At 62.9% G+C, this 21,581-nt stretch carries 20 protein-coding genes; 13 read left to right on the plus strand and 7 right to left on the minus strand.

Translation table 11 applies throughout. The annotated features are described in order from the left end of the window. Positions 1–83 precede the first annotated feature (83 nt). Positions 84–2,258: a catalase/peroxidase HPI gene (gene katG, locus G405_RS0106815; protein WP_028284596.1), complete on the minus strand. Its 2,175-nt coding sequence runs from the start codon at positions 2,256–2,258 to the stop codon at positions 84–86. A gap of 360 nt (positions 2,259–2,618) precedes the next feature. Here katG and G405_RS0106820 point away from each other — a divergent pair, with 360 nt between their 5' ends. From G405_RS0106820 to G405_RS0106860, 9 genes are all read left to right on the plus strand, one after another. Further along, positions 2,619–3,170, plus strand: coding sequence for a peroxiredoxin (locus G405_RS0106820; RefSeq protein WP_022700765.1), 552 nt, complete (start codon positions 2,619–2,621; stop codon positions 3,168–3,170). A 204-nt stretch (positions 3,171–3,374) separates the two neighbouring features. Further along, the gene (locus G405_RS0106825; RefSeq protein WP_022700766.1) at positions 3,375–3,905 is read left to right on the plus strand and encodes a carboxymuconolactone decarboxylase family protein; all 531 of its coding nucleotides are present in this window, start codon (positions 3,375–3,377) and stop codon (positions 3,903–3,905) included. Between the two features lie 129 nt (positions 3,906–4,034). Continuing rightward, entirely contained in the window at positions 4,035–4,340 is a 306-nt protein-coding gene (locus G405_RS0106830) for a hypothetical protein (protein WP_022700767.1), read from the plus strand. 99 nt (positions 4,341–4,439) lie between these two features. Beyond that, entirely contained in the window at positions 4,440–5,762 is a 1,323-nt protein-coding gene (locus G405_RS0106835; protein WP_022700768.1) for a dicarboxylate/amino acid:cation symporter, read from the plus strand. Between the two features lie 6 nt (positions 5,763–5,768). After that, positions 5,769–6,371 (plus strand): hypothetical protein, encoded by a 603-nt coding sequence (locus tag G405_RS0106840; RefSeq protein ID WP_156861406.1) that lies wholly within the window; start codon positions 5,769–5,771, stop codon positions 6,369–6,371. Positions 6,372–6,425: 54 nt separating this feature from the next. Continuing rightward, positions 6,426–6,749 carry a hypothetical protein gene (locus tag G405_RS15260; protein WP_022700770.1) on the plus strand — a complete coding sequence of 108 codons (324 nt, stop codon included), beginning with the start codon at positions 6,426–6,428 and terminating at the stop codon, positions 6,747–6,749. A 59-nt stretch (positions 6,750–6,808) separates the two neighbouring features. Beyond that, positions 6,809–7,741, plus strand: coding sequence for an EamA family transporter RarD (gene rarD / locus G405_RS15265; RefSeq protein WP_022700771.1), 933 nt, complete (start codon positions 6,809–6,811; stop codon positions 7,739–7,741). Between the two features lie 18 nt (positions 7,742–7,759). Next, positions 7,760–8,737 (plus strand): alpha/beta fold hydrolase, encoded by a 978-nt coding sequence (locus G405_RS0106855; RefSeq protein WP_233346006.1) that lies wholly within the window; start codon positions 7,760–7,762, stop codon positions 8,735–8,737. 7 nt (positions 8,738–8,744) lie between these two features. Then, the gene (locus G405_RS0106860) at positions 8,745–9,455 is read left to right on the plus strand and encodes an NAD-dependent deacylase (RefSeq protein WP_022700773.1); all 711 of its coding nucleotides are present in this window, start codon (positions 8,745–8,747) and stop codon (positions 9,453–9,455) included. A 124-nt stretch (positions 9,456–9,579) separates the two neighbouring features. Here the strand turns inward: G405_RS0106860 and gyrB are convergent, their stop codons facing one another. Together gyrB and G405_RS0106870 are read right to left on the minus strand one after the other, a co-directional pair. Next, positions 9,580–11,982 carry a DNA topoisomerase (ATP-hydrolyzing) subunit B gene (gene gyrB, locus G405_RS0106865; RefSeq protein ID WP_022700774.1) on the minus strand — a complete coding sequence of 801 codons (2,403 nt, stop codon included), beginning with the start codon at positions 11,980–11,982 and terminating at the stop codon, positions 9,580–9,582. 77 nt (positions 11,983–12,059) lie between these two features. Beyond that, positions 12,060–12,692 (minus strand): LysE family translocator, encoded by a 633-nt coding sequence (locus G405_RS0106870; protein ID WP_022700775.1) that lies wholly within the window; start codon positions 12,690–12,692, stop codon positions 12,060–12,062. A gap of 121 nt (positions 12,693–12,813) precedes the next feature. On the opposite strand from G405_RS0106870, the gene G405_RS0106875 reads away from it, so the two are divergent. Further along, entirely contained in the window at positions 12,814–13,995 is a 1,182-nt protein-coding gene (locus G405_RS0106875; protein ID WP_022700776.1) for an acyl-CoA dehydrogenase family protein, read from the plus strand. A 4-nt stretch (positions 13,996–13,999) separates the two neighbouring features. On the opposite strand, the gene G405_RS0106880 is transcribed toward G405_RS0106875, so the two are convergent. Together G405_RS0106880 and G405_RS0106885 are read right to left on the minus strand one after the other, a co-directional pair. Further along, on the minus strand, positions 14,000–14,467 hold the full coding sequence (locus G405_RS0106880) for a low molecular weight protein-tyrosine-phosphatase (RefSeq protein ID WP_022700777.1): 468 nt from the start codon (positions 14,465–14,467) through the stop codon (positions 14,000–14,002). Between the two features lie 90 nt (positions 14,468–14,557). Continuing rightward, positions 14,558–15,484: an acyl-CoA desaturase gene (locus G405_RS0106885; RefSeq protein ID WP_022700778.1), complete on the minus strand. Its 927-nt coding sequence runs from the start codon at positions 15,482–15,484 to the stop codon at positions 14,558–14,560. A gap of 264 nt (positions 15,485–15,748) precedes the next feature. On the opposite strand from G405_RS0106885, the gene G405_RS0106890 reads away from it, so the two are divergent. Both G405_RS0106890 and G405_RS0106895 read left to right on the plus strand, forming a co-directional pair. Then, positions 15,749–16,573 carry an enoyl-ACP reductase FabI gene (locus G405_RS0106890; protein ID WP_022700779.1) on the plus strand — a complete coding sequence of 275 codons (825 nt, stop codon included), beginning with the start codon at positions 15,749–15,751 and terminating at the stop codon, positions 16,571–16,573. Between the two features lie 103 nt (positions 16,574–16,676). Further along, on the plus strand, positions 16,677–18,224 hold the full coding sequence (locus tag G405_RS0106895; RefSeq protein ID WP_022700780.1) for a BCCT family transporter: 1,548 nt from the start codon (positions 16,677–16,679) through the stop codon (positions 18,222–18,224). Here the strand turns inward: G405_RS0106895 and G405_RS0106900 are convergent. Both G405_RS0106900 and G405_RS0106905 read right to left on the minus strand, forming a co-directional pair. Then, entirely contained in the window at positions 18,221–19,288 is a 1,068-nt protein-coding gene (locus G405_RS0106900; RefSeq protein WP_028284598.1) for a hypothetical protein, read from the minus strand. The two genes, G405_RS0106895 and G405_RS0106900, sit on opposite strands and share 4 nt — an antisense overlap. 77 nt (positions 19,289–19,365) lie before the next feature. Beyond that, the gene (locus G405_RS0106905) at positions 19,366–20,529 is read right to left on the minus strand and encodes an acyltransferase family protein (protein ID WP_022700784.1); all 1,164 of its coding nucleotides are present in this window, start codon (positions 20,527–20,529) and stop codon (positions 19,366–19,368) included. A gap of 184 nt (positions 20,530–20,713) precedes the next feature. Between G405_RS0106905 and G405_RS0106910 the strand changes: the two genes are divergently transcribed. Next, positions 20,714–21,535: a LytTR family DNA-binding domain-containing protein gene (locus G405_RS0106910; RefSeq protein WP_022700785.1), complete on the plus strand. Its 822-nt coding sequence runs from the start codon at positions 20,714–20,716 to the stop codon at positions 21,533–21,535. Positions 21,536–21,581: the final 46 nt, after the last annotated feature.

The raw sequence follows: 21,581 nt of genomic DNA on the forward strand, positions 1-21,581 counted from the left end.
TCCTGATCGTCTAAAAGCGATGTGGGAGGATGCGGGGATAGAGTTGGAGCGCCCCCTGGGTTCAGGGAGCGCTCCATCAAGGCTCAGGTCAGATCAAAACGATCTGCGTTCATGACCTTGGTCCAGGCGGCGACGAAGTCCTTGACGAACTTCTCCTTATTGTCGTCCTGGGCGTAGACCTCGGCATAGGCGCGCAGGACCGAGTTTGATCCGAACACCAGATCCGCGCTGGTGGCGCCCCATTTGACTTCCCCGGTCTTGCGGTTGCGGATCTCATAGAGCCCGTCTTCCGCCGGATGCCAGCTGAGGTTCATATCGGTCAGATTGACGAAGAAATCCGTCGTCAACGCGCCGATCCGGTCGGTGAAGACTCCGAGGCGCGAGCCGCCATGATTGACGCCCAGCACGCGCAAGCCGCCGACCAGAACCGTCATTTCATTGGCTGTCAGACCCAGAAGCTGGGCGCGATCCAGCAACAGCTCTTCGGCGCTGACCGAGTAGCGGTCCTTCATCCAGTTGCGGAACCCGTCCGCCAGCGGCTCGAGCGGTTCAAAGGATTCCGCATCCGTCATCTCATCGGCCGCATCGCCGCGTCCCGGCGAGAACGGCACTGAAACATCAGAGCCCGCCTGCTTGATCGCCGCTTCCAGACCCACAACGCCGCCCAGCACGATGACATCGGCCACGGAGGCGCCGCTCTGGGCCGCGATCGGCTCCAGCACCGCGAGGACCCGCGCCAGACGCAGGGGCTCATTGCCGTCCCAGTCCTTCTGGGGCGCCAGCCGGATGCGGGCGCCATTGGCGCCGCCGCGCTTGTCAGAGCCGCGGAAGGTGCGGGCGCTGTCCCAGGCCGTGGCGATCAGCTCGGCCGGGGTCAGGTCACTGGCGGCGATCTTCGCTTTCACCGCGTCCACATCGTAATCGGTTGACCCTTCGGGGATCGGGTCCTGCCAGATCAGGTCTTCGCCGGGCACGTCCGGGCCCACATAATTCGCCTTGGGTCCCATATCGCGGTGGGTCAGCTTGAACCAGGCGCGCGCGAACGTGTCGGCGAAATACTCCGGATCCTTGCGGAAACGCTGGCAGATCTCGTTATAGACCGGGTCCATTTTCATGCCCATATCCGCATCGGTCATAATGGGGTTATGGCGAATGGAGGGGTCGGACGCGTCGACCGGCTTGATATCCTCCGGCATGTTCACCGGCTCCCATTGCCAGGCGCCGGCCGGGGATTTCTTCAGTTCCCAGTCATAGTCAAACAGATACTCGAAATAGCCCATGTCCCACTGGGTGGGATGCTGGGTCCAGGCGCCTTCAATGCCTGACGTGAAGGCGTTCGTCGCCTTGCCTTCAAGGCCGGGATTGGCCCAGCCGAAGCCCTGGGAGTCCACGCCGCAGGCTTCAGGCTCTGCGCCGATCTGATCGACCGCGCCGCGACCATGCGCTTTGCCCACAGTGTGGCCGCCGCAGGTGAGAGCCGCGGTCTCTTCGTCATTCATCGCCATGCGCTTGAAGGTCTCGCGCACCTGGGCGGCGGTTTTCAGCGGATCGGGTTGACCGTTCACGCCTTCCGGATTGACGTAGATCAGGCCCATATGCGTCGCCGCAAGGGGGTTTTCGAGCGTGGAGGTGTCGTCGAGATCGCCATAGCGCTCTTCGCTGTTGGCGAGAAACTGCGACTCAGAACCCCAATAGACGTCCGTCTCGGGGCCCCAGATGTCTTCACGGCCATAGCCGAAGCCAAAGGTCTTCAGCCCCATATCCTCATAGGCCACGGTGCCCGACAGAATAATCAGGTCAGCCCAGGACAGCTTGTTGCCGTATTTCTTTTTCACCGGCCATAACAGGCGGCGCGCCTTGTCGAGGCTGGCGTTGTCCGGCCAGGAATTGAGCGGGGCGAAACGGATATTGCCAGACCCGGCGCCGCCGCGGCCGTCCGCCAGGCGGTAAGAGCCCGCCGAGTGCCAGGCGAGGCGGATCATCAGGCCGCCATAATGGCCCCAATCGGCCGGCCACCAGTCCTGACTGTCATGCAGCAGGGCTTTGACGTCGGCTTTCACCGCATCGAAATCGAGTTTCGCCACTTCCGACTTGTACTCGAAATCGGGGTCCATCGGATTGGTGCGTGCGCCGCGCTGATGAAGAATGTCGAGATTGAGCGCGTTCGGCCACCATTTGGTGACCGGCTTGTCCATGGCGGTGTTGCCGCCGTGGTGGAACGGGCAACCGCCCGCATTTTTCATATCGTGTCCGTCCATGGTCATGTCCTCCCGGATCAGAACGCTTAGATTGAGCACAGTATCACGCCAGGATGAGGCATATATCAAATCAATTTAATTACGGTGAGACATAGGAAATACCAATAATACTAATATCTCTGCGGGTTTGCGCAGGGTCTGGCCCGCCTGAAGCGCTCGGATTTGAAAGAGCGATCAATCACTGAAAAACAGCATGAAACAGGCATCAGGCGATGCTGTATTGATAAATCCTATGGGAGCGACAGGAACAATCCATTGGATTTATCAATAGCTCAGGTCCATATCCAGTTTTGTCGAAGGGCGGCCCCCCTCAATCATTCGCCCTCGACCCAAAAGATTCAAACCTGCAGGAGAGAAATTATGCTGGGCATTGGCGACAAGCTCCCCGAATTCGAAGTCACCGGCGTCAAGCCGAAATTCAACGAGCACGAGCAAAACGGCGAGTCGGCTTTCGAGGCGATCAACCAGGAGTCCTTCCCGGGCAAGTGGAAAGTCATCGTCTTCTATCCGAAGGATTTCACCTTCGTCTGCCCGACCGAGATTGTGGCCTTCGCCAACCTCGAAGACGAATTTGCGGATCGTGACGCCGTCGTGATGACCGGCTCCACCGACAACGAATTCTCCAAGCTGGGCTGGCGCCGCGAGCACCCGGACCTGAACGGTCTGAACCAGTGGCAGTTTGCTGACACCACCGGTTCTCTGGTTGACGGCCTGGGCGTGCGTTCGCCTGAAGGCGTGGCGTTCCGCTACACCTACATCGTCGACCCGGACGGCGTGATCCAGCACGTGTATGCGACCAACCTGAATGTGGGCCGCAACCCGGAAGACACCTTGCGTGTTCTGGACGCCCTGCAGACCGACGAACTGTGCCCGTGCAACCGCCAGGCCGGCGGCGACACGCTCGCAGCGTAATCAAATCGCTCAAGGACGGCTCTCTTCGGGGAGCCGTCCGACGGCGGCCCGCCCTGCTTTATCCATGGTCCGCCATGGCTAAAGCCGGACCGGTCGTCCCAATGTCCCCCGCCCTGCGTTCGTCCCCCCCTTCAAACGCCGGGCGATCTTTCGTCCTGCTGGACGACCGGTCCAAACCCGCCATTCATCATGAAAGGACGCGCCATGAGCCTTGACGCCCTGAAAAATCGCATGCCCGAACACGCCAAGGACATCAAGCTGAACCTCAGCTCCCTGGCCCGCGAAACCGTGCTCGACGACCAGAAAAAATATGGCTGCTTCCTGGCGTCCGCCTACGCCGTGGGCGAGCGCGAAACCCTGACCGACATTGTTGGCGAGATCGAGGACAAGCTGTCGCCCGAGGCGGTCACCGCCGCCAAGGCCGCCGCCTCGATCATGGGCATGAACAATGTGTTCTACCGCTTCAACCATCTGGTTTCCGCCAGCGATTACAAAACCATGCCGGCCAAGCTGCGCATGAATGTGATCGGCAATCCGGGCGTCGACAAAGCCGATTTCGAACTGTGGTCGCTCGCTGTGTCCGCCATCAATGGCTGCGGCATGTGCATCGACGCGCACGAACATGAACTGCGCAAGGCCGGCCTGACCGCCGAACAAATCCAGGCCGCCGTCCGCATCGGGTCCGTGGTCAACGCCGCCGCCGCGATCATCCGCGCGGAAAGCGCGCTGGGCTAAGTCCCAGACTCACGATCTCTCCTGAGCCCGTCGGGCGGCCTGTCACAGGCCGTGCCGGCGGGTTTTTTTATGGAGCGCAGGCGATCGCGGTCTTTTGACACACCCCGAACAAGTCCGTATCCTGAAAATATGAGCTATCAACCCGACCAGTCAGAAAGCACCCGCCGCGCCCGCGATTCCGGCGGCGTGAACCGGGCCTGGCGCTGGTTTTCAGAAGCCACCATCCGGACGGCTGAAAGCTATCGCGACCTGCGTTGGCGGGTGGTGATCGGCCATATCGTGCTGGCGGCTGTTCTGGTCATTGTCTCGCGCATCAATCCGACCTTCGCCGTCTCGCCCTGGCTCTTGATCATCGGCGTGATCTGGCTGGTGTACGGCGTGCGCATGGGCGGGCTCAAGGCCATCGGCCAGGCCGCTTCACATCCCAAATCCTGACACCAATCGAAGACCCTACGGCCTCAGATCGTTGACCTGTTCGCATCCGGGCTTAGGCTGGCGCGGTTCTGATATGAGAGCCGCCGGGGAGGGGCCTGTATGAGAGGTTGGTTTAAGATCGCGCTATGGCAGCGCGTGCTTGGCGCGTTGGTGATCGGCGTGATCTTCGGCGGCGTTCTGAGCCAGGTGATGGGCGGCCCTGCAGCCGCCTCTTGGCTGGAGACTTTCGTCAAGCCGGTGGGTGATCTGTTCATCAGCCTGATCCGGATGCTCATCGTTCCGCTGATCCTGACCACGCTGGTGTCGGGCGTGGTGGCGCTGGGCGATCCCAAAAAGCTGGGCTCCATCGGTCTGAAGACCATGGCGCTCTATTTCGCCACTACCTTCTTCGCCAACATTATCGGCATCATCTTCGGCCTGCTCTTCAAGCCCGGCGAGGGCGTGGACCTGGGCGGCGCCGACGCGGTTCCGGTGTCCGGAGAAGCGCCGACTCTGGTCGAGCGCCTTCTGGGCATCGTGCCGGAAAACCCGGTCGCCGCGCTGGCGGACGGCGATGTTCTGGCGATCATCTTCTTCGCCGTGCTGCTCGGCATCGGCATCCTGATGGCCGGCCGTGACGGCAAGCTGGTGGGCGACCTGTTCACCCAGGCCGCCAATGTGGTCCTGAAAGTCACCCATCTGGTGATGGAAGTGGCGCCGTTCGGCGTGTTTGCGCTCGTCAGCCACACCGTCGCCTCGCAAGGCCTTGAGGCCCTCGCCTCCATCGCGATCCTGATCGCGGCGGTTTATCTGGGCCTTCTCACCCATGCGGTGCTGATCTATGGCGGCATTATCCGATTCGTGCTGAACCTGCCGGTGATGAACTTCCTGCGCGGCATGCTGGACGCCATAGCGGTGGCCTATTCCACCGCCTCCTCCAGCGCGACCCTGCCGGTGACCATCACGAACGCCACCGAAAACCTCGGCGTCAAACGCTCCATCGCGGGCTCGGTCCTGCCCTTGGGCGCGACCATCAATATGGACGGCACGGCGCTGTACCTGGGCATCTTGGCGCTCTTCACCGCCCAGGCCTTCGGCTATGACCTGACGCTGGCCAATTACATCCTGATCGCCTTCACCGCCGCCATCGTCTCCATCGGCGCGGCCGGCATCCCGTCGGCGTCTCTCTTCCTGCTGGCGATCGTGCTCGACACCTTCGGCGTCAGCCCCGAGCAGGTGGCGATCATTGTCGGCTTCATCCTGCCGGTGGACCGGATCATGGACATGGCCCGCACGGCGCTCAACGTCACCGGCGACGCCACCGTGGCGACGGCGGTGGCCAAATGGGAAGGCGAACTGGACGAGGACATCTATCGTCACCCGGCCGATGTCCCCTATGAGCCGAAGGTCAAACCCGACATCGCCGACGCCGACCGGGAATAGGCTTCGATGCGCTCAAGCCGCATCCGTGTGATCGAGATCATCGTGGCGATCGCCGTCACGATGATCTCGGTCGCCTCGCTGTTTGTGGCCGTGTTCCAGGGCGTGATCATGCAGCGCCAGCTGGAAGCCAGCGTACTGCCCATCCCCACCGTCGCCCACGGCAATTACGACAGCGATGAGCAGGCCTACCGGCTGAGCTTCATCATCGGAAATCGCGGTCTCGGTCCCGTCGATATCCGTTGGATGCACTTCATCCATGAGGGCGTGACCTATCCCGGCCCCGAATCCTATTTCGCCAGCCTTGTCGACGGCCATGACGATGATCCCGAGGGTCGAAACGAGATCATGCAGCGCATTTTTGATACCAATCAGGTGCTCACCAGTCCCGTCGCGCCGCAATTGCTGGCGCCCAATGATGAGAACACATTCATCTCCTTCACCCGGCCGCCCGAAGACACGCCCGATCGCGCGTATTGGGAGCGGCTGAACGCCGCCCGATGGCAGACCGATATTCAGGTCTGTTATTGCTCGGTCTTCGACCAGTGCTGGATCGGAGCCTTCCCGCAAAATCATCGTGAACGCGTGAACAGCTGCGAGGTGGACGGGTAATCCAGAACGCCCGCCGTCCCGTATTACCTTGTGACGCATTCACAGGAGCGGGACATGACCACAGGCTTTCGGATTATCGCAGCTTTGGGCGCGATCGCGCTCGCCGTCTCCATCGTCTGGGCGTCGATGACGGCGGGACAATCGCTGTCAGAAGCGGTTGGATGGCTGGTCTCTGAGCCCTGGGGCGTGGTCAGCCTGATCGATCTCTATCTGGGCTTTGTGCTGCTGGCGATCCTGATATGGGTGTTTGAACCCAACAAGCTGATCGCGCTGGCCTTCATCCTGCCGCTGCCGGTCCTTGGCAATGTGTGGAGCGCCGTCTGGGTCGCCTGGCGGCTGGGCCATGCCCTGGCCCGGACACGGCAGCCTGCTGACTGAAACAACAACTGAGCAGGAAGTGGAATGACAGGGCGCAGGCGCGGCTCTAGACAGAGACGATGTCCATTCCGCCCCTCACCCCTGATCGCCTGGATCCCAAACGCGCGGGCGCGGCGGCCCTGTCGGGCTATTTCATCTGGGGTCTCTCGCCGATCTTTTACAAGTTTCTGGCCTTCGCCAATCCCAGCGAGATCGTGCTGTGGCGGGCCATCTGGTCGGCGCCGGTCCTGCTCTTGCTCTTGTATATGGGACGGCGGATCGGGCCGGCCTTCGCGGTGCTCAATGATCGCAAGACCTTGCTGGTCATGCTGGCGACCTCGCTGCTGATCGCGGCGAACTGGTGGCTCTTTATCTTTGCGGTCAATTCCGGCCGGGTGCTGGAGGTGTCGCTGGGCTATTTTATCAACCCCCTGATGGTGGTCGCGGTGGGCGTCTTCGTGGCGCGCGAACGCTTTGGACCCTTGCGCGCCGTGGCGGTGGGGCTCGCAGTGCTGGGCGTCATCAATCAGGTTATCACCGTGGGCGAGCTGCCCTGGCTGGCGCTGGTGCTCGCGGGCTCGTTCACCGCCTATGGCTATGTGCGCAAGACGATCCAGGTGGACGCCCGCATCGGCCTGTTCTGGGAAACGGTGATCATCGCCATCCCGTCCGTGTTCGTGTTGAGCTTTCTTGAAATCCAGGGCGGGGCCAATGCCGGGCATTTCCTCGACGGTCCGTATGAAACGATTCTGCTGATGATGACCGGCCCGATGACCGTGGCGCCCTTGCTCCTGTTCCTGCTGGGGGCGCGCGGGCTGACCTTCGCCACCATCGGCGTGTTGCAATTCATCGCCCCCACCCTGCAATTCATCGTCGGGCTGGTGTATGGCGAGCCGTTCAGCATCGCCTATCTGTTCACCTTCATTTTCATCTGGTCGGGGCTGGCCGTCTTCCTGTTCGACCTTTTACACTTCGAGCGAAAACAAAAACGTGCGGGGATACGGCCCGCCTAGTTCGCCCCGGAGGACATCATGACTCACCCGCCCATGCCGCCTGCGCAAAAGATCAATGTGGGCGAGGTGAACCTCTCGGTGCATCTGGCCGGTCCCGAGGACGGCGTGCCGGTGCTGTTGATGCATGGCTGGCCGGAGCTGGCGCTGAGCTGGGCGCAGCAGATCGAGGATCTGGCGAACGCCGGCTATCGCGTCATCGCCGCGGATAATCGCGGGTTCGGCGCGTCCGACGCCCCCCATCCGGTCGAGGCCTATGGCGTGGATCATCTGGTGGGCGATTTCACCGGGCTTCTGGATGCGCTGGGGATCGATAAGGCCGTCTGGGTCGGCCATGACTGGGGCGGCATTCTGATGTGGCACGCGGCCTGTCTCGTCCCCGAACGCTTTCTGGGCGCCATCGGCGTGAACACGCCGCATCTGCCGCGCGGATCGGTCCCGCCCTCCGAAGTCTTCAAGGAGCGCGGCGGGGAAGACCATTACATCGTCGCCTTTCAGGACGAGGCGATGGACGACTATTTCAAGGGCCGCGAGGCGGACTTCTTCGCCTTCAGTTTCGGTGCGCCGGCCCCGGTCGCCGATCTCGACAAACTGCCCGCCTCCATCACCCATCTGCCCAAACGCTTTGATAAATTCGTCGAGCGCGGCGGCCTCAAGAGCGAAGACGATTGCGTCGTCCCGCCCGAGACCCGCAAGATCTATGCGGACGCCTACGCCAGATCCGGCTTCCGCGGCGGGATGAACTGGTATCGCAATTTCGATGCGAACTGGGAGCGCCTGGGCGGCGTGGATCACCGCCTGTCGATGCCCTGCCAGATGATCGCGGCGGAGTGCGATTACATGCTGCCGCCCAAGCTCGCCGCCTGGATGCCCATGCTGTGCTCGGATCTCGACATGAATGTGATCGAAGGGATCGGGCACTGGACCCAGTATGAAGCCCCGCAGGAACTCACAGAGCTGATGCTGGGCTGGCTCACACACCGTTTCCCCAGCGTTTGAGGCGCGAATGGCGCGTTCTGACCGTATCGTCATCCTCACCGGCGCCGGCGTTTCGGCGGAAAGCGGGCTTGGCACTTTCCGCGATGAAGGCGGGCTGTGGGCCAAGTTCGACCCCATGAAGCTCGCCACCCCCGAAGCCTTCGCCGACGACCCTGAAACCGTGCTGGGCTTTTATAACGCCCGCCGCGCAAACCTGTCTGACGCAAAGGCCAACGCCGCCCATCATGCGCTGGCCGAGCTTGAGCAGAACTGGATGATGGACGGGCGGTCCGATTTCCTGCTGGTCACCCAGAATATCGACGATCTGCACGAGCAGGCGGGGTCAGCGAGCCTGCTGCACATGCATGGCGAACTTCTCAGAACCCGCTGCAGCCTGTGTGATCACCTGTTTTACGACCGTGAGGACATGGCGATCGACCGCCTGTGCCCCGCCTGCACCAAGGCGGGCGGGCTGCGCCCCCATGTGGTCTGGTTCGGCGAGATGCCGCTGGGCCTTGATCAGATTTACGCGGCGCTTTCCCGCTGCGACCTGTTCGTCGCCATCGGCACGTCGGGCACGGTCTATCCCGCCGCCGGTTTTGTCAGTGAAGCCCGCCGCAACGGCGCCCACACCGTCGAGCTGACGCTGGAGCCCGGCGAGATCAGCGACTTCTTCTCCGAACGCCATTACGGCCCCGCAACAGAGGTCGTGCCGGAGTGGGTGCAGGGGCTGGGGTGAGCGGAGACGTCCTCTCGGTCCTCGGGCTTGACCCGGGGACCCATGAACCCCTGCCCCAAAAACAAAAACCCCGGCCAAGCGGGCGCCTGGCCGGGGTTCTGATCAGATCGTAGAACGCAGACGCCTAGGCATCCACCTCTGCTTCCAGGGCGAATTCCTGGATGAAGTCGCGGCGGGGTTCGACCACGTCGCCCATCAGCTTGGAGAACAGCTCGTCGGCCACATCGGCCTCTGTCACGGACACGCGCAGCAGGGAGCGCGCTTCGGGGTCGAGGGTGGTTTCCCACAGCTGGTCGGGGTTCATCTCGCCCAGCCCTTTATAGCGCTGGATTTTCAGGCCCTTGGCGCCGGCGGCTTGCACCGCGCTGACGAGCGCGTTCGGGGAGAAGATCTCGGTCTCCTCGCCCTTGCGGCGGAAGATGGCGAGGCCCTGATAATCGGCCGCGATCGCGTCGGCGCGATCAGACAGGCGCTTGGCGTCGGGGCTGGCGAGGATCTTGTCGTCCAGCGTGATGGATTCCACCACATCACGCACGGTGCGTTTGAACACCATGCCGCCTTCGGGCAGAAGCTGGCCGACCCAGCCGTCTTCGCCTTCATCAGACTGCGCGGCGAGACGTTGCGCGGCGGCGTCCACCTGCTCTTGCGTGGCGTCGGGATGCAGCGCGCCGGTGAGGGCGGCGGCTTCCAACGCGAATTTCGGCGCCCGCGCCGCGAGACGATCAAGCGACAGGGCGATGCCGCGCGCGGCCTTCACCCGTTCGGCCAGATCCTGACCATAGACTTTTTCGCCGGTCGCCAGCTCCAGAACCGCTTCGGAGCTGCCTTCCTCGATCAGGAAGGCGTCCATTTCAGCCTGGTCGGTGAGGTAGCGTTCGGACTTGCCGCGCATCACCTTGTAGAGCGGCGGCTGGGCGATGAAGAGATGACCGCGTTCGATCAGCTCTGGCATCTGCCGGTAGAAGAAGGTCAGCAAAAGCGTCCGGATGTGTGCGCCGTCCACGTCGGCGTCGGTCATGATGATGACCTTGTGGTAGCGCAGCTTGTCATAGTCGATCTGGTCGCGGCCGATGCCGGTGCCCAGCGCCGTGATCAGCGTGCCGACCTGATCAGATGACAGCATCTTGTCAAAGCGGGCGCGCTCCACATTGAGGATCTTGCCGCGCAGCGGCAGCACGGCCTGGTTCTCGCGGTGACGGCCCTGTTTGGCGGAGCCGCCGGCGGAATCCCCCTCCACGATGAACAGCTCGGATTTCGCCGGGTCCTTTTGCGAGCAATCGGCCAGCTTTCCGGGCAAGGACGTGATGTCGAGCGCGGATTTGCGCCGGGTCAGCTCGCGCGCCTTGCGGGCGGCTTCACGGGCGGAGGCGGCCTCGACGATTTTCGTCACGATCTGGCGCGCTTCGGCGGGGTGTTCCTCAAACCATTCGGTCAGCGTGTCATAGACCGCGCTTTCGACCGCCGGACGCACTTCAGACGAGACCAGCTTGTCCTTGGTTTGCGAGGAGAATTTCGGATCCGGCACTTTCACCGACAGAACGCAGGTCAGGCCCTCGCGCGCATCATCGCCGGTGATGGACACCTTGGCTTTGGTCGCAATGCCCGAATTGCCCGCATACTGGTTCACCACACGCGTCAGCGCGCCGCGGAAGCCCGCCAGGTGCGTGCCGCCATCGCGCTGGGGGATGTTGTTGGTGAAGCACAGAACGTTCTCGTGATAGCTGTCATTCCACTCCAGCGCGGCCTCGACGGTGACGCCTTCACGCTCGCCGGTGATCAGAACCGGGTCGGGGAAGATCGCGGTCTTGGTGCGGTCGAGGTGTTTGACGAAAGCGGCCACGCCGCCCTCATATTCCAGCACTTCTTCAAACGGTTCGGCGTCGCGTTCGTCACGCAGCACGATTTTCACGCCGGAATTGAGGAAGGCCAGCTCGCGCAAGCGATGCAGCAGCCGGTTTCGCTCAAAATCAATATTGGAGAAGGTCTCTTCAGACGGCATGAAGCGCACCTGGGTGCCTTTTTTACCGCCCGCATCGCCCACTTCGCGCAGATCCTGACCGTTTTCAGGATCGCCGCGGCGAAAGCGCATGGTGTGCTCGCGGCCATTGCGCCAGATCGTCAGGTCGAGCCAGTCCGACAGCGCGTTCACCACAGACACGCCCACGCCGTGCAGACCGCCGGAGACCTTGTAGGAGTTCTGGTCGAATTTCCCGCCCGCGTGCAGCTGGGTCATGATGACCTGGGCTGCGGACACGCCTTCTTCGGCGTGGATCTGGGTGGGAATGCCGCGGCCGTCATCGGTCACGCTGGCGGAGCCGTCGGCGTGCAGGCAAACGGTCACTTGCGAGCAATGCCCGGCCAGCGCCTCGTCGATGGCGTTATCCACCACCTCATAGACCATGTGATGCAGACCCGAGCCGTCATCGGTGTCGCCGATATACATGCCGGGGCGTTTGCGCACGGCGTCGAGGCCCTTGAGGACCTTGATCGACTCCGCGCCGTATTCCTGATTCGGTGTCTCTGACATGACATACTTTTACCGCGTTCGCGGCGTTGTCACCATGTCTGAACGCACTGCAGGTGTGGACTTTTTTGAGGACCGCTCTACCGGACCAGCAGCAAGACCGCCACAGCCGCCATGATCACCGCCGTGACGAGGTCCGCCCAGCGTTTGACGCCCTTCGCCTTGAGCCAGCCGCGGGCTTTGTGCGCCAGCCCCACATAGACGAGCGCGAACAGCACGAACATTGCGCCCATCACGCCAATCATCGCCAGATAGCTGAGCGGGCCGACGACTGTCAGGTCAAAAAACGCAGGTAGGAAAGTAAGATAGAAGATGATCGGCTTGGGGTTCGTGAGCGGCATAGCGACGCCCGCCGCATAGGTCATCGCCAGACCCCGCTTGCTGACCGGCGCCAGGGGCGCATCCGCCGGCGCCGGGTTTCGCCAGCCCTGAAAGGCGCCCCAGGCGAACCACAGCAAGATGCCGGCGCCGACGATCTTGGCGATCCAGAAAAACTGCGCGTACTCGCCCGCGACCTCTGCGGCGGCGGCGAGACCGAACACCGCCAGCGTCAGCCAGAAGATGTCACCCGTCAGAATGCCCAGACCATAGGTCACCCCATGGACCGGCCCGGCATCCAGCGTCCGGCCCACCATGGCGATATTGCCCGGTCCGGGGGTGAGAAACAGGATGAAGATGGCGCCGGCGAACGCGGCCAGGGTGATCAGGCTCATGGGCGCGGGAGGTAACGCGGAACTCACCTCAGGGAAAGCGCCAAGATGCACGCTTCAATCATGTTTGACGTATACGTCATCTATATTACCATTGGGGAAAATAGACGTTCGGGAGATCCTCATGTCCAGCGCCCCCACATCCGCCCTCGCCCGGCCCTTTGACACGCCCGAACGCAAGGCGTTCCGCGAGAGCGTTGAGGGCTTCATCAATCGCGAGATCGAACCCTATGGCGATGCCTGGGACGAGGCGGGCGATTTTCCCTGGGAGTTGCATGAAAAGGCTGGCGCGCTGGGCCTGTTCGGCTTCGGCATTGATGAAGCCTATGGCGGGAACGGGTTTGAAGATGCGCTGATGCGCGTCGATGCGGGGATCGCGATGGGCTATGCGGGCGTGGGCGGGGTGAACGCTTCGCTGGGCTCTCGCGGCATCATGACCGGCCCGATCCACACCCTCGCCTCTGACGAGATCAAAGCGGAAGTCTTGCCCGGCATCATCTCGGGCAAAACCGGCGGCGCGCTGGGCATGACCGAGCCTTCAGGCGGCTCGGACCTCTCTCGTATTCAGACCAAGGCCCGCAAGGACGGCGACGACTGGCTGATCAATGGCGAGAAGACCTTCATCACCGGCGGCATGAAAGCGAGCTGGTTCGTGGTCGGCGCGCGCACGGGCGGCGAGGGCTTTGGCGGCATTTCGCTGTTTCTCGTCCCCGCAGACGCGCCGGGCTTCACCCGCACCGCCATCACCAACAAGATGGGCTGGTGGTGTTCGGACACCGCGACCTTGCATTTTGACGACTGCCGCATCCCCGAACGCTATCAGCTGGGTCAGGAAGGCCTGTGTCTGCTGGCGATCATGGACAATTTCAACTATGAGCGCCTGACCCTGTCGGCGGGGTGCCTGGGGATGGCGAAGCGGTGCCTCGATGACGCCATCACCTATGCGCAACAGCGCGAAACCTTCGGCAAGCCGCTGATCAAGCACCAGGCGATCCGCCACAAGATCGCGGACATGTCAGGCAAGATCGACGCGCTGGACGCTTACTTGCAAATGCTCGCCTGGCGGGTGAACGAGGCGACCGACAACGGCGCCGCCATGCCCGCTTCGGAGCTGGCGAAAATCAAGGTGTTCGCGTCGAAAACCGCGGAGTTCTGCGCCAATGAGGCCATGCAGATCCTGGGCGGCTCGGGCTATCTGCGCGGCTGCGCGATCGAGCGTATCTATCGCGAAGTGAAGGTGATGGCCATTGGCGGCGGCTCCGAAGAGATCATGCGCGATCTCGCCGTCAAGCAAATGGGGCTTTAGGGGGCTAAACCCGCGACACCAGCCCCTGACAGCCTTTTTCGATGAGGTCGAGCACGCGCTCGAAATCCGCTTCGTCCCCGTAATAGGGGTCGGGGATGGAGGTGCGCGCCAGACCCACCGACCAGTCCATCAGCAGGGAAATCTTGGTTTCGGGGAGTTGCCGGCTGCTGCGCGCCTCGGCCAGCCAGCGCCGATGGCCCTCATCCATGGCCACCAGATGGTCAAAGCGGATGAAATCATCATCGGTGACGGCCCGTGCGGACATGCCTGACAGGTCATAACCGCGCGCTTGCGCCGCCTGAACGGCGCGCGGGTCTGGACGTTCGCCCACATGCCAGTCGCCCGTGCCGGCGGAATCCAGCACCAGACTCTTCTCGGCCTTTTGCGCCAGCGTCTTCGCGACCGCTTCAGCTGTGGGTGAGCGACAGATATTGCCCGTGCACACAAACAGTATGGATGTTTCGCGCGACATTGTCCCCTCCTGACGCTGCGGGCAGGGTCGCCCCGCACCCGCAGGCATCAGCAGACCGTGTTCCCCGTGAAGCTGACGTTAACGACCGCCTCAGGCGGCGGTAATCCGCGCCGGAACGCTGAATTGCGGCGCAATCTTGAGATCGCTAGCCCAGCGCAACTTCTCAAACACCAGCAACACCGTGCCGTTATAATCGAGCAGGCGGTTCATCAGGCCACGACGGGGCAGGTGCAGCGCACTGACCGGCTCGTCATGGTGGTGATCGTGAAACGCTTCGCCGCCCGTGAGGATCGCCAGCAGATAATCCGCCCAGCGCGGGGTCTTGAGGTGACCAAACACGTTCACGCCGAGGATTGTCGCGTGGAACTGGATCGCCCGCGCCGTCACCGCCGCCGCATGCAGGATGAAGGTCAGCAGAAGCGAGCCGCCCAGCGCCCAGACGGTCAGATAAATGGCCGCCGGCAGCACCAGGTGCACCAGAAGCGTGATCAGCGAATAATGCCGGTCGAGGATCTGCACGGTCTTGAGATCCTTGAGCCACATGGCGGTCGGGCGCTGAAGATCGTTGGGATCGCGGAAGATCAACCAGCCCATCCACGCCCACATCTTGCTTTCATGGGGGTTGTGCGGATCACCGGCCTTGTCGGACAGGCGGTGATGCTGGCTGTGATAATTCACCCAGTCCTTCAGCCGCCCCTGCATGGCGATGACGCAATTGAGCGCGGTAAGGATCTGGGCGGGGGCTTTCAGCTCGCCCGCCTTGTGCTGCCAGACCCGGTGCAGAACGCCGATGCCGAAATTACAGATCACCAGCGTCACGGCGCCGACGAACAACGCCAGAACCGGATACCACCAGTGCAGGGTCAGCCCGTTCAGAGCCAGTCCGAGCGTGAAGGCGGTGATGAGACCCAATACGCCCAGGGCGGGGTAGATGATGGCGGCGAAAACGCTCGCCCAGTCCAGAGTGCTCCAGCGCTTCTGGATCGCCACGGAGCGTGGCGTCGGAGTGGCTTTCATACGTGTCCTCAATAGTCCTGATCCGCAATCGGCGCCCGTTCGGCGCTTGATCGCCGACCCTTTGATAGTCTGACATGAAGGCAAAAGTTTAACCAACGCCAAAACGCTGTGACGGCGATCACGCTTCAGTCAATCTCGACACCCCCGCCCGGTGTGCGCTATCAGCGAGCCCTGACACCGGGCGCACCGCACCGATATGCGCTGCGCCGTCCATCCAGTTTGCGCCTGATTCACTGGCGCCACCGCACAAAGAAGGGGACGGCCATGGCCGAGACCGAGTTTCCGACCGGCACGTTGATGAAGGGCAAGCGCGGCCTGATCATGGGCGTGGCCAACAAGAACTCCATCGCCTGGGGCATCGCCCAGCAATTGCACGCCCAGGGCGCCGAGCTCGCCTTCTCCTATCAGGATGAAGCGCTCGAAAAGCGCGTGCGTCCGCTGGTGGAGAGCCTCGGCGACGAGCCCTTCATGGTCACCGCCGACGTCAGTGATGACGCGTCCATGGACGCCTGCTTCAAGACACTTGAAGACAAATGGGGCAAGCTCGACTTCCTCGTTCACGCCATCGCTTTCGCCGGCAAGGACGAGCTTCAGGGCAGCTTCACCCACAACACCACGCGTCTGGGCTTCCAGCGCGCCATGGACATTTCCGCCTTTTCCTTCGTGGACGCCGCCAAGCGCGCCAGCGCCTTGATGCCGTCCAAGGAAGAAGGCGGCGGCGCCATGGTGTCGCTGACCTATCTGGGCTCGGAACGCGTCGTTCCGAACTACAATGTGATGGGCGTCGCCAAGGCCGCTCTGGAAGCCTCCACCCGCTATATCGCCCGCGATCTCGGCCCGCAGGGCATTCGGGTGAACGCCATTTCCGCCGGTCCGATGCGGACCCTCGCCATGGCCGGCATTTCCGGCGGCCGCACCTTGATGAAGACCGGCAAGGACTGGTCCATGCTCAAGGAAGACACCACCATGGAAGGCGTCGCCGGTTCCGCGCTGTACCTGCTCAGTGATCTGGGCAAGTCGTGCACCGGTGAAATCCTGCACGTGGACGCGGGCTTCCACGCCGTGGCCGTGCCGGACATCGAAGACTAACTCAACCGCGCTGAAAGGCGCGAGCCAGAATCGGTCGAGGGCCAGACGGGCCTTGGGCATTCGCGAAGACCTACAAAGCCGACGCAACCCGAGGAGCTCTCCCATGACCGATCAACTGGCTCGCGCCTGGCGCGGGACGCGCCTTGGCGTCTTCTTCACCACCGCCGGATTTTGCCTCGGGTTCTGCGCGCTGGCGGTGTTTGACCTCGGCGCGTTGTCAAACTGGGTGGATGCGGGATCAAGCCTCGTCGCCCGCGGTTTCGGCCTGTACTGGCAGATCCTGCTGCCCGCGATCTTCCTGATTGCTTTGGCGATCGCCCTGTCGCCTGCGGGCAAGATCCGGCTGGGCGGTCGGGACACGCCCGAATTTCCCTATTTCCAATGGTCAGCGATGATCGCCTGCACGCTTTTGGGCGCGGGCGGCGTGTTCTGGGCGGCGGCGGAACCGCTGGCGCATTTCCTGACCCCGCCGCCGAACGCCGATGTATCCGCCAGCGCTGAAGCCGCGGTGGATGTGGCGCTGGCGCAAAGCTTCCTGCACTGGGGCTTTCCCGCCTGGGCGAGCCTCGGCGCGCTGAGCGCGATCCTTCTGATGTATTACGAGCAAGCCAAGGGCTTGCCGTTGGCGCCGCGGACGCTGCTTTACCCGGTATTGGGCCGTAAACTCACCGTCGGTCCGCTGGGCGGTGTGGCCGACACCTTCGCGCTGATCGGCGTGATCGCGGGCACCGTCGGGCCGATCGGCTTTCTGGGGCTTCAGGTCAGCGCCGGCCTGTCCAACCTGTTCGGCTTTCCCGAAGGTTTGCCGACCCAGATCGGCGTGATCATCGCCCTGGCGTCAATCTACATCACCTCCGCCCTGACGGGCCTGTCTCGCGGCATCCAGATCCTCAGCCGATTCAACATCATCCTGACCGGCCTCTTGCTGGTCTTCATTCTGGCGGCGGGCCCGACCGGCTTCATCATCCGGCACTTCCTGTCGGGGATGGCGCATTACCTGCTGAACTTCTTCCCCATCGCCCTGCAACGCGACGGGGCGGGCCTGTTTGGCGAGAGCGGCTGGCTGAACGGCTGGACCCTGTTCTTCTGGGCCTGGTTCATCGGCTATGGGCCGATGATGGCGATCTTCATCGCGCGCATCTCGCGCGGCCGCTCGATCCGCTCGATCATCCTGACCCTGTCGGTGGTCGCCCCTCTGGCCACCCATTTCTGGTTCACCATTCTGGGCGGCAGCGGGCTGGCGTTCGAACTGGCGGAGCCGGGATCGGTGTCAGGCGCGTTTGAAGGCTTTGACCTGCCCGCCGCCCTGCTCGCCATCACCCAGAGCCTGCCATTGGCCCTGCCGGTCTCGATCCTGTTTCTGATCCTGACCACGGTGTTCGTCGCCACAACGGGCGATTCCATGACCTTCGCCATCTCCAGCGCGCTCAGCAAAGAGGGCGAGCCGTCAGGCGGCATGCGCGCCTTCTGGGGTCTCGTGATGGCGGCCATGGCCATCGTGCTGGTGAGCGCGGGCAATGGCGGGGGCGCCGTGGGCAAGCTGCAGCAATTCATCGTCATCACCGGCGCGCCGGTATCGTTGATGCTGCTGCCCTCACTGTGGGACGCCCCGCGCATCGCGCTCAAGCTGATGCGGGAGACACAGAGCTAGCCCGCGGAGACCGCGCGCAAGATTTCGACCGCCTGCTGAGGGTCAGCGCATGGAAAGCTGGCGTCCATGACCCCGCCCGCGCTTTCGCTGTGAGACCGCGAGCCGTCGGCGAAGACTGAAAAGCCGATCTGCTCCATCGCCTCATAGCGGTAGATCAAGGAAACCACGTCGTCGCCCGCCAGAATGTCTGTCCAGCTCAGCGGCGCGCGGTAATAGGTGATCTCTCCATGTTCCGTGGCGCTGTGAACCGTCGCCAGCGTCAGATAGAGCATCGGTTCTGACGATCCCGCCAGGCTCTCTCCGGACATGTCATGATAGATCGCCTCGCCAAACCGAGCGTCCATGTCGAACTCCGCAGCGATCAGGGTGGTCCGGTCATCCTCAAGCGGAACCGCGCCGCCAGCGGGCGCGCAGGCCTCGACCAGGCCGTCCACGCGCGGATAGACCCAGTCTTCATAGCCGTCTCCGACGACAAAGGCGTTCAGACCTGACCGGATCGGATCCACCGCCGGGCCGGAGGCGCGAAACAACGTGTTCAGCTCCGTCGCCGCCGCTTGCGCATCCTCACACGTCAACGCGATCCGGGCGCGCTCCAGCAAAGGCTCGGTGAAGATCACTTCGCCCGCCTCATCCAGCACGAAGGTCCGGCTGTTGAAGGCCCCGTCTCCGGTTTGAACGAACAATTCGCCATATTCGCTATAGGCCACCAGATTGTCAGCTGACGCAGTGAAACTGCGCAGCACATGAGCCTCGCCCGCTTCGGCCCGGTAGACGCCCAGAACGCCGGGCGCATCGCCGACCAGCCAGAACCCGCTCTCGCCTGCAGACAGGGACTCGCCAAAGCCGCACGCCGCGTTCGCAGCCGTGGCCTGGTTCTGCAAACCCGAAGCCTGGATGAAGCGATCAAATGGCGTCGCGGCTGGCGCAACGGCGGCAGGCGCGCCCGCCTCGCCCGGATCGGGCAGATAGCCCGCGTCGCGCAAGGCGTCCGCCCCGAACACCGCAGCTACGCTGCCCGCAAGCGTCACGCCCAGTACAATGGCGGCCCGTGAAAAAGCGCCCATAGTCATCTCCCCCCAGAAAAGCCCGACCAGTTAAGCGCTTACGCGTACAGAGTCGAGCCTTTCAGGGGAGCCGAGACCTAGAGCTTCAGCCCGAACACCGGCCTGAGCGGCTTGATCCTGCGAATGATCTCAAACCCGGCGAACGCCCCGCCATAGGTGATGAGGGTGACCAGCGCGAACTCGGTCCAGACGTCAAAGCCCATGCGGGTCAGGATATAACCGGCTGAGACCGTGATCGTCTGGTGCAGGATATAGACCGGGAAGATCGCCTCGGTCAGATAGCGCCGCACCGGGCCGTCTCCGGTCAGGAACCGCCGCGCCAGACCCAAGAGCGTCACGATCATCGCCCACGCGTAAAGCACCCGCGCAGCGCGCGCGATCCACAACGGAACCGCATGTTCGGCGATCTGGTCCCACCAGAGCGACCAGATCGGCGTCATCACGACGCCCAGAACGACCGTCAGCCCCAGCGCCAGCGGTAGCGTACGGTCCACACACGACCAGAACCGCTCCGATTTGGCGGCGAAGACGCCATAGAGCAGATAAGTGAAGCTGATGGCGTGGTTCGCCCAATCCCAGGTCAGATTGTGCGTGGTTTCAAAATGCGGAACCAGCATCACTCGATAGAGCATGAGCGGCGCAAACCCGAGCGCCAGCAGCCAGACCGGCCCGAACCGGCTGTCCCAGACCCGGCCCAACATGGCGCCCGGACCGCGCCCGAAGGCTTTCAGAAGCCCCATAACCGGCGCCAGGAGCAGCGCATAGACAAAGAGATAGACCACGTACCACAGATGATTCCAGGTCGGCACGGCGACGCCGGCGATCTCCCAATCGAGGATATAGCGCGGCCAGAAGGACAAAATGCCCGGCTCGATCTCACCCGCCTCACGCAGCTGGAAATAGGTCTGGGGCATCACCACAACGATCATGCCGAAAATGATGACCGGCAGCAGTCTGAGCGTACGTTCGCCGGCAAAAGCCCCGCCGCCCTTCTTGTCGTGCAGATAGGAAAACGCTACGCCCGATATGAAAAACAACAGCGACAAGCGCCACGGGTTCAAAAGCATCATCAAGGGCTCGGCGCCCGGCCCGGCATGCACGCTTTTCACATGCCAGCCCCAGGGCACGTAGAACATGCCCACATGGTATAAGACCAAAAGACCGAATGCGATGATGCGCAGCCAATCAAGGTCGTAACGGCGGGTCGGAGGCGCGCTGGCGCGCGGGCCGGTTTCAGTCATCTCAGTCTCCCAATCGATCCAGCGGCGAGACTGACGCCAGCGCCTCGTTCAGGCAGTCCCGAAAGGACAAACAGCGGACCCGTGGGACCAATACCTGCGCCCCAGGGACGAAACGCGGCTTAAACGGGATGAAACACGGCGCCCCGCGCTGGCGAGGCCAGACGCATCAGGGCAAGATCAGGCCATGCACACGCCCGATCTTGAACGCCGCGTCCTTCGAGGCGCCTTTCTGTTTTATCTGATCGCCTCACTGGGCTTCTGGCTGGTGAACGGTCTGTCCCTGGCCGAGGAATGGCGCCGGGCGGGCGAAACCGGCGTCTGGCTGCGCGCCCTGACTCTGGAAGGCACCAGCAATCTGGTCATTCTGGCTCTGTTCGTCCCCGTCGCCTTGCTGGAACGTCGCTTTCCTCTGAGCCTGGAACGCTGGCGCACCGCGCTACCGGTTCATGCGCTGGGGGTCACAGCCTTCTCACTCGTCCATATTGTGACCATGGACGGTCTGCGCGCCTTGCTCTGGCCCCTCATGTTCGGGTTTTCCTATGAAACCTATGGCGGTCTGTTCGGTGAGTTTTTCTACGAGTTTCGCAAGGATGTACTGACTTACGCCCTGATGCTGGCTGTGCTGGCGATCGTGCGCGAACTCGAAGACGCCCGCCAACGCCTGAGAGCCGCGCGAGAAGACGCCCGTGCGGATCATGTGATCACCCTGCGCAGCGGCGGACGGGAAATCCGGTTACCCGCCAGCGAGATTATCAGCGCCAGCGCGGCGGGCAATTATGTGGAAGTCATCACGCCCACCGGCGCTCATCTGGCCCGCATGACCCTCACCCGGCTGATCGGCCTGCTGGACGCCGCCGGCGCCGACCCGGTCCGCCTTCACCGCTCTCACATGACCGTCCGCCCGGCCATACGGGAGCTGGTCCCCACCGGCGACGGCGACGCCGAAGCGCGCCTGTCAGACGGCCGCAGCCTGCCGGTGAGCCGCGGCTACCGCACACAGGTTTAATCGCTGATCAAGTTCAGTAAATTCTTTGTTAACCCTATTGGTACTA

The organism is Oceanicaulis alexandrii DSM 11625 (genome assembly GCF_000420265.1).
Lineage (GTDB): Bacteria > Pseudomonadota > Alphaproteobacteria > Caulobacterales > Maricaulaceae > Oceanicaulis > Oceanicaulis alexandrii.

Bases quoted from the DNA above. Each gene is read 5' to 3' on its own strand.
- katG (WP_028284596.1), bottom strand. From the start codon at position 2,258: ATGGACGGACACGATATGAAAAATGCGGGCGGTTGCCCGTTCCACCAC.
- G405_RS15260 (WP_022700770.1), top strand. From the start codon at position 6,426: ATGACCACAGGCTTTCGGATTATCGCAGCTTTGGGCGCGATCGCGCTC.
- G405_RS0106880 (WP_022700777.1), bottom strand. From the start codon at position 14,467: ATGTCGCGCGAAACATCCATACTGTTTGTGTGCACGGGCAATATCTGT.
- G405_RS0106890 (WP_022700779.1), top strand. From the start codon at position 15,749: ATGGCCGAGACCGAGTTTCCGACCGGCACGTTGATGAAGGGCAAGCGC.
- G405_RS0106830 (WP_022700767.1), top strand. From the start codon at position 4,035: ATGAGCTATCAACCCGACCAGTCAGAAAGCACCCGCCGCGCCCGCGAT.
- G405_RS0106820 (WP_022700765.1), top strand. From the start codon at position 2,619: ATGCTGGGCATTGGCGACAAGCTCCCCGAATTCGAAGTCACCGGCGTC.
- G405_RS0106905 (WP_022700784.1), bottom strand. From the start codon at position 20,529: ATGACTGAAACCGGCCCGCGCGCCAGCGCGCCTCCGACCCGCCGTTAC.
- G405_RS0106900 (WP_028284598.1), bottom strand. From the start codon at position 19,288: ATGGGCGCTTTTTCACGGGCCGCCATTGTACTGGGCGTGACGCTTGCG.
- G405_RS0106910 (WP_022700785.1), top strand. From the start codon at position 20,714: ATGCACACGCCCGATCTTGAACGCCGCGTCCTTCGAGGCGCCTTTCTG.
- G405_RS0106860 (WP_022700773.1), top strand. From the start codon at position 8,745: ATGGCGCGTTCTGACCGTATCGTCATCCTCACCGGCGCCGGCGTTTCG.
- G405_RS0106885 (WP_022700778.1), bottom strand. From the start codon at position 15,484: ATGAAAGCCACTCCGACGCCACGCTCCGTGGCGATCCAGAAGCGCTGG.
- G405_RS0106825 (WP_022700766.1), top strand. From the start codon at position 3,375: ATGAGCCTTGACGCCCTGAAAAATCGCATGCCCGAACACGCCAAGGAC.
- G405_RS0106875 (WP_022700776.1), top strand. From the start codon at position 12,814: ATGTCCAGCGCCCCCACATCCGCCCTCGCCCGGCCCTTTGACACGCCC.
- G405_RS0106895 (WP_022700780.1), top strand. From the start codon at position 16,677: ATGACCGATCAACTGGCTCGCGCCTGGCGCGGGACGCGCCTTGGCGTC.
- rarD (WP_022700771.1), top strand. From the start codon at position 6,809: ATGTCCATTCCGCCCCTCACCCCTGATCGCCTGGATCCCAAACGCGCG.
- G405_RS0106840 (WP_156861406.1), top strand. From the start codon at position 5,769: ATGCGCTCAAGCCGCATCCGTGTGATCGAGATCATCGTGGCGATCGCC.
- gyrB (WP_022700774.1), bottom strand. From the start codon at position 11,982: ATGTCAGAGACACCGAATCAGGAATACGGCGCGGAGTCGATCAAGGTC.
- G405_RS0106870 (WP_022700775.1), bottom strand. From the start codon at position 12,692: ATGAGCCTGATCACCCTGGCCGCGTTCGCCGGCGCCATCTTCATCCTG.
- G405_RS0106835 (WP_022700768.1), top strand. From the start codon at position 4,440: ATGAGAGGTTGGTTTAAGATCGCGCTATGGCAGCGCGTGCTTGGCGCG.
- G405_RS0106855 (WP_233346006.1), top strand. From the start codon at position 7,760: ATGACTCACCCGCCCATGCCGCCTGCGCAAAAGATCAATGTGGGCGAG.